General features: G+C 59.9%; 7 protein-coding genes. 4 read left to right on the top strand and 3 right to left on the bottom strand.

Annotated features, from left to right (window positions below; translation table 11 throughout):
- The first annotated feature begins 356 nt into the window (after positions 1-356).
- The 4 genes from ACROSR_RS07325 (at position 357) to ACROSR_RS07340 (ending at position 3,040) form a co-directional block, all read left to right on the top strand.
- On the top strand, positions 357-845 hold the full coding sequence (locus ACROSR_RS07325) for a hypothetical protein (protein ID WP_432683560.1): 489 nt from the start codon (positions 357-359) through the stop codon (positions 843-845).
- Positions 842-2,155: a relaxase/mobilization nuclease domain-containing protein gene (locus tag ACROSR_RS07330; RefSeq protein WP_432683562.1), complete on the top strand. Its 1,314-nt coding sequence runs from the start codon at positions 842-844 to the stop codon at positions 2,153-2,155. The genes ACROSR_RS07325 and ACROSR_RS07330 overlap by 4 nt, the downstream gene beginning before the upstream one ends.
- 16 nt (positions 2,156-2,171) lie before the next feature.
- Positions 2,172-2,528, top strand: a complete 357-nt coding sequence (locus ACROSR_RS07335) for a hypothetical protein (protein WP_432683564.1) — start codon at positions 2,172-2,174, stop codon at positions 2,526-2,528.
- A gap of 308 nt (positions 2,529-2,836) precedes the next feature.
- Positions 2,837-3,040, top strand: a complete 204-nt coding sequence (locus ACROSR_RS07340) for a hypothetical protein (protein ID WP_432683566.1) — start codon at positions 2,837-2,839, stop codon at positions 3,038-3,040.
- A gap of 54 nt (positions 3,041-3,094) precedes the next feature.
- Here ACROSR_RS07340 and ACROSR_RS07345 read toward each other — a convergent pair whose 3' ends face one another.
- From ACROSR_RS07345 to ACROSR_RS07355, 3 genes are all read right to left on the bottom strand, one after another.
- On the bottom strand, positions 3,095-4,012 hold the full coding sequence (locus ACROSR_RS07345) for a nucleotidyl transferase AbiEii/AbiGii toxin family protein (protein WP_432683568.1): 918 nt from the start codon (positions 4,010-4,012) through the stop codon (positions 3,095-3,097).
- Positions 4,002-4,850, bottom strand: coding sequence for a type IV toxin-antitoxin system AbiEi family antitoxin domain-containing protein (locus tag ACROSR_RS07350; RefSeq protein WP_432683570.1), 849 nt, complete (start codon positions 4,848-4,850; stop codon positions 4,002-4,004). Before ACROSR_RS07350 ends, ACROSR_RS07345 begins: the two co-directional genes overlap by 11 nt.
- Before the next feature lie 143 nt (positions 4,851-4,993).
- On the bottom strand, positions 4,994-5,905 hold the full coding sequence (locus ACROSR_RS07355) for an ArdC family protein (protein ID WP_432683572.1): 912 nt from the start codon (positions 5,903-5,905) through the stop codon (positions 4,994-4,996).
- Positions 5,906-6,000: the final 95 nt, after the last annotated feature.

Genomic DNA, 6,000 nt, shown 5'->3' on the forward strand with positions numbered 1-6,000 from the left:
AGCGCCAAACACCACATCGACATGGCCGAAACAAAAACTACTCCTGCGCAACGGCATCGGATGGTTCACATCCCGATCCGCGGTTTCCCGCATCTTGAAAAACCCGATGGACCGCGTGGTCGATATTCGAACTGTCCGGCATCAGGCGCGCATGCGCGGGATTCTGCGATACAGCCACGATAATGGTTATCGAACCACTAAAACCACCTTGTTACTCAAGGTGTAAGTGAACATTTCAAACCAAAATTGCGGGATGGTGGACCTGACGGGAGAAGAATCGAACCTTCTTTTTCAGGTTCTTGAGGAATGGGAACGCCATCTCGCGCATTTAGACCTTGAGGGTCTGGAGCGCGACCATGACGAATATCAAAAATAATTTCCATAGCTTAGCGGACTGGCGGCTTCCCGACGCGCCGGAGCCAGTGAAAGCGCCTGCTGCGACGCAAACATCCAGAAAACCCAAGCCCTTTTCACTGCGTCTGAGCTTCGACGAGCGGGCGCGGCTTGAGCAGGATGCGTCGGGCATGGCGCTCGCGGCGTATATTCGTGACCGCCTGTTCGGCGATGATGCTGCGCCGCGTCAGACGCGCGGGCATTTTCCGGTGAAGGATTATGCCGCGCTTGGGCGGGTTCTGGCGGCGCTTGGCCAGTCGCGGCTTTCGAATAATCTCAATCAGCTCGCCAAGGCGGTGAACACGGGCTCGCTGCCCGTCACGCCGGAAACCGAAGCCGATCTGCGGCAGGCGTGCAAGGATGTGCAGGCGATGCGGCGCGATCTGCTGATCGCGCTCGGCCTGCACGAGACGGGATCAGGCTCCAAAGCCGGATGGGATTTGAAGCCATGATCCTCAAGGCAAAAGAGCGCGGCGGTGGCGCACAGCTTGCCCGTTACCTGCTCTCGATGCGGGATAACGATCATGTCGAGCTGCATGAGGTGCGCGGCTTTGTCGGGGATGATCTGCTGTCTGCCTTCCGTGAAGTCGATGCCATCGCCAAAGGCACGCGCTGCGAGAACTACCTGTTCTCTGTCAGCCTAAACCCACCTGGCGGCGAAACCGTCACAACCTCCGATTTCGAGAACGCTGCCGACGAGATCGAGCGCAAACTCGACCTCGAAGGCCAGCCCCGCGCCATTGTGTTCCATGAGAAAGACGGGCGGCGGCACGCGCATGTCGTCTGGTCGCGGATCGATGCCGAACAGATGCGGGCGATCAACCTGCCGCATTACAAGATGCGCCTGCGGGACGTGTCGCGCGAACTGTTCCGCGCACATGGCTGGGAAATGCCGAAGGGGCTGCGCGAGTGGCGGGAGCGCGATCCGCTCGGCTACACGCGCGAGGAATGGCAGCAAGCGCGGCGCGTCGGGCTCGATCCGAAGCAGCTCAAGGCGCTGTTTCAGGAAAGCTGGAACCGCTCGGATACCGGAACAGCCTTCGCGCAAGCGCTCAAAGAGCGTGGCTTCATGCTGGCGCGCGGCGACCGGCGCGGCTTTGTCGCCGTCGACTATCGCGGTGAAGTCTATGCGGTGGCACGGCAGACGGGCGCGAAGACCAAGGATGTTGCCACGCGGCTCGGTGATCCCGAAGCCTTCCCTTCGGTCGATGAAGCCCGCACCTACATCGCCGCCCGCATGACAGAGCGGATCAGGGGTTTTATGCGGCAAGCGGAGCTGGAAGCTGCACAGGGCCGGAAGGCGCTGGAGGCCGAGCGCACCGACCTAGCCACGCGGCACCGGCAGGAACGGCAGGCGCTAAAAGATGCCCAGCAAAAGCGCTGGATAGCGGAAACCAAGGCGCGGGCAGCACGGCTGCCGCGCGGCTTTTCCGGCATCTGGCACCGCCTGACCGGCAAATACAGCAAGATCAAACAGCGGAACGAGCGCGAAGCGTCGGAGGCGCATGTGCGCGACCGCGCCGAGCGCGATGGCCTTATTGCCAGCCACCTCGATGAGCGCCGCGCGCTGCAAGACCGGATTCGGGAACAGCGCGAACGGCAGCAAGCCGATCTGCTTCTGCTGCGCGAGGATGTCGCCCGCTACCAGACCATGGACCTGCCGGAGCGCGAGTCAGAGCGTCCCGAGCCGGAAACGCAACGCGAAGAGCGCAAGGAACAACGCCGCCGCGACCGAACGCGGGATCGCGGCTTTGAACGATAGTGAAAGGAGAAGTTACATGCTTAGCAATATCAAAGAACAACTCACGCCGGAGCTGCGTGAAGAACTTGCAAGGGAATTCGAGGGTGTTCTGGCAGAGAGCCATGGAATAGCCGCCACGCATCTTTTCGATCAGAGTGTGCAGCGTGTCGTTCTGACCTTGCCGAGAAATTATGTCCACGTGGCAAAATTTCTGGCCATGCTGGAAGTCGAAGAACTGCCAGCGTCCCTGCGGCTATGGCAGTTTGCCCGTGATGAAGGACGGGAAGTCGCAGCCATGGAGCGGAAACTCGGACGGATGATGCGGGCCTACCTTGAAGAGGTTTTGATGATCCGCATCGGAGTAGAGATTTGTGAACTCAAAGCCGCGCTGTAGAGAGACATCGATCCGGAATCCTAACGTCCCGCTTGCAACGCAACAGTATCGCACGCCCGAGCCTCGGTCCCTCGTGTGTGCATCTTGTGTCCGGTGATCTGCTTCGAGAACGCGATCCTCTCCCTCCGCGCCCGTCCATCGGCGCTTCCGGAAATCATGAATGGCAGAAAGGGTTGCGCATACGGCCAAGGCGGTGTGCCTGCTCCACTACGTTGTGCCCGAAGGTGTCCGATAGCAGCCGCTTCCTGCGCCTCCTGATCCCGAGAAGGCCCGAATTGGTCGGGTCGCAAACGGAAAAGGAGGATCACATGATCACGCTTCTCACCATGCACGAGCTGCACGGCTTGACCGCTCAAGAACTCGGCGAACTGCACCAGCTCTTTTCGATGCTGCTGACCGAGACAGAGCCCGACATGCCGGATCGCCGCAACATACTGGCGAGCCTCGAAAACATCGAACGCGCCATGGGCTACCAAGCCAAACCGGCGGCACGATCACGCTGCAAGCCCTAACGCTGCGCGCAGCCCGCCGCTGTCGGGTTGCGCCGCATTCCGGCGTTGGAAAGGTCAATCCTGGGTGTCGAGTGATTGCTGCAAGAGGGCCACGAGTTCAGCCCGCTTTTCAGGGGGCAAACCGTCGAGATTCCGCTGTCGCCAGCGGACGGCTGGTAACTCGCTCGCATGGGGGATGCCGAGAAGCGGCCAATCGGGGGCTCCGCGCTCGAAACCTATCAGGAAGGCGCGATGCTCGGCAGGCATTTGCCCGATCAATTCGGCGATCAGGCGCTTCTGCGTTGCGACCAGTTCTTCTATTGGTACGGTGGTCTCGGTCATCCCCTCGAAGCCGTCCCTGTATTCAGTGGCGAGGTTCTTAACGCGTCCCGAAAGCACCTCCCCCATCGGACGGTTGTGGCTCAGCAGATAGACCAGAAACGTCTTTCGCAGCTCATCTGTCAGTCCTTCGTTGGCAAACAGGTCCCGCACGTCAAACAGATCGCGCGGGTGCTGCCGGTCCAGAGCAGCCACCAGCTTCCCTGCGTAAAGGTCTTCGAAGGAAACCACATTCGTTTCGGCAAAGCCGAAAGCATCTTCGACCTCCGCGACAACAGGCTGGACGCGCGGCTCCTTGACGACACCGCGCAGGACCGGAGACACCTCGATCTTGACCTGCGTACGGTCTGCGGCGACGAGCAAGCGCAGCACCGTGCCGTCACTGGTATTCGGCGTCACGCGGGCGCCTGGTATCTCTTTTTGAGCACTTTCCGCGATCCGTTTCATCGCGGCGTCGATGCCAGCTAGCGCTTCCGGCCTTCCGTGCATCGGCAGGTACATCAGGTCGATATCAACGGATAAGCGCGGCAGATCACGGACGAACAGGTTGATTGCGGTTCCGCCCTTGAGCGCAAAGCAATCCTCGCGCGCCACAATGGGCAAGAGACGCATGAGCAGCCGGACTTGTTGCTGATATCGCTCTTCAAATGCCATCAAGGTCCTCCGGTACGGTGATCTGGTATGCCGGATCAAGACGTCCGCCCTTAACGAGCATCCGCTTCCCCTTGCCGAGATCGAAATCGTCGGGATCGAGTCGCTTGCGCCACGCATGGCCATGCCGATCCGCGAAAAAGAAAAACAGCCGCTTGACCTTGACGCTTCGGCAATCACCCAAGAGCTTTGTCAGGCGGCGGGGGCTCAAATTGGCTGCGCCCTGCATGATCATGTCCGCTTGGTGAAAGCTCTCATGGCGCGGCAGTTCGTCGAGCATTTCAAGATAGGCGCGCTCCGGCTTTGACAGCGTTAGCGGCCAATCCCATTGCCCCCAAGCCATTCTTGCAAGGCCCCCGCCTTGAAGGCGCTCAAGATCGCGGCCCTCGTTCTGCTCCGTGTTCCAGGCAAGGCTGCCGAGGCCGAAACTGACCGGATCATTGCGAAACAGGGTTGCGCTGTTCCGGTAAACGAATGTTTGCGGCAGGCCGAGCTTGGAAAGCCAGTGCGGCGGCTTCTCGGATCCGTGCAAGTGGATCGTCTTGGTTTCGTACGTGAGATAGTGGGCGAAGCCCTGTAGCTCTAGCGCCGTGCGTCCGCCGACGATCAGCGGAACTTGCAGCAAGGTTTGAAGGGATATGACGACCTGCTGCCACCCCAGAGAGCCGCGCGGGCGGCGGTAGACACCGCGCGCAGGCTGTTCCAGCCAACCGTGCTTGACGTAGTATGAGCGTAGGTTGCTGGCGATGCCGCGCTGTTCCAGCCACGCCGCATCGACGACCAGCCCTTCGGGCAGGTCCTGTTCAAGGCGGTTTAGATGTGACGTGCTTCGCTCAGTCATACTGAGTATTTTACACACTTATCAAACCGATGGCAAGTTTGCTTTCATGCCAGAATACTCAGCCGAATTGAGCAAAAAGAGAAAACATCAAACCGAAGGCTGGCCGTGAGGCCAGCCGAAAATTTTGCGGGCAGAGCCGCCGCTTACGCGGCGACTCCTTCCTGCTGTTCGGGCTCTTCGATCACGGGCTGCAAGCCGTGCAGGAAATCCGCTGCACGCTGCGCATGGGCGGCGGCGCTGAAGATGGCGCGCTTGTCGTCACGCAGCACCTTGAGCCAGCTCTGGATATAGGCGGCATGATCGGTGCCAGGCTCCGGCGTCAGGGTCAGATCAGCGCAAAGCAACGCCGCGCCAAGCTCGGCGACCAGTTCCTCGCGGGCATAACCTTCATCGCCCCACCGCTTGCGCCCGAATTCACGGTCAAGGCGCTTTCCGTGCTTTGTCCAGTGGGTTAACTCGTGCGCCAAGGTCGCATAATAGGCTTCGGGACTGCGGAAGCTCTCGAAATGCGGCATCTGCACATGATCGCTGCCGCCGCTGTAATATGCCCTGTTCCCACCGCTGCGAATGTCTGCGCCCGTGGCGGCAAAGAATTCTTCGGCATGGTCGATCCGCTGCGCGGGGTCGATGACGGGCTCCGGCTTGCTGTAGAAATGCTCGGGCAGCCCTTCGATCTGCTCGACGTTAAAGACGCTATAGCCCTTCATAAACGGGATTTTGCGCTCTTCCTCGCTGCCGTCGTCCTGCTCTTCGGTCTTGGTGATGGTGTTGGCATAGACGACCAGATTGCCGCGCTCGCCCTTGCGGACGTGTGCGCCATATTCCTTGGCTTGGCGGTAGGTCATCCAGAACGGCGACAGATAGCCGCCCTCCATCGCCGCACCCCACAGCATCAGCACGTTGATTCCGCTGTATGCCATGCCGTTATGGCGCAGCGGCTTGATGATCCGCCCATCCATGTTTCCGGCGTACCATGGCTTGTGCCATGTCAGTTCGCCTTGCTCCAGATCGGCAATGATCTTGTCTGTTACTTTCTGGTAAATGTCCTGTTTCATTGGCCCTTTCTCCTTTTAACCCGCATTCCCCAAGTAGTCCGCTGATTTCGCTGTCCTGAGCTTGGTATTTCGTATATAAATCATGGTGTTGATAG

The organism is Roseovarius tibetensis, from assembly GCF_050896375.1.
Taxonomy (GTDB): Bacteria; Pseudomonadota; Alphaproteobacteria; order Rhodobacterales; family Rhodobacteraceae; genus Roseovarius; species Roseovarius tibetensis.

What these genes read in the sequence shown, in the direction of transcription:
- ACROSR_RS07345 (WP_432683568.1), bottom strand. Translation starts at nt 4,012, where the DNA reads ATGGCATTTGAAGAGCGATATCAGCAACAAGTCCGGCTGCTCATGCGT.
- ACROSR_RS07350 (WP_432683570.1), bottom strand. Translation starts at nt 4,850, where the DNA reads ATGACTGAGCGAAGCACGTCACATCTAAACCGCCTTGAACAGGACCTG.
- ACROSR_RS07335 (WP_432683564.1), top strand. Translation starts at nt 2,172, where the DNA reads ATGCTTAGCAATATCAAAGAACAACTCACGCCGGAGCTGCGTGAAGAA.
- ACROSR_RS07355 (WP_432683572.1), bottom strand. Translation starts at nt 5,905, where the DNA reads ATGAAACAGGACATTTACCAGAAAGTAACAGACAAGATCATTGCCGAT.
- ACROSR_RS07330 (WP_432683562.1), top strand. Translation starts at nt 842, where the DNA reads ATGATCCTCAAGGCAAAAGAGCGCGGCGGTGGCGCACAGCTTGCCCGT.
- ACROSR_RS07325 (WP_432683560.1), top strand. Translation starts at nt 357, where the DNA reads ATGACGAATATCAAAAATAATTTCCATAGCTTAGCGGACTGGCGGCTT.
- ACROSR_RS07340 (WP_432683566.1), top strand. Translation starts at nt 2,837, where the DNA reads ATGATCACGCTTCTCACCATGCACGAGCTGCACGGCTTGACCGCTCAA.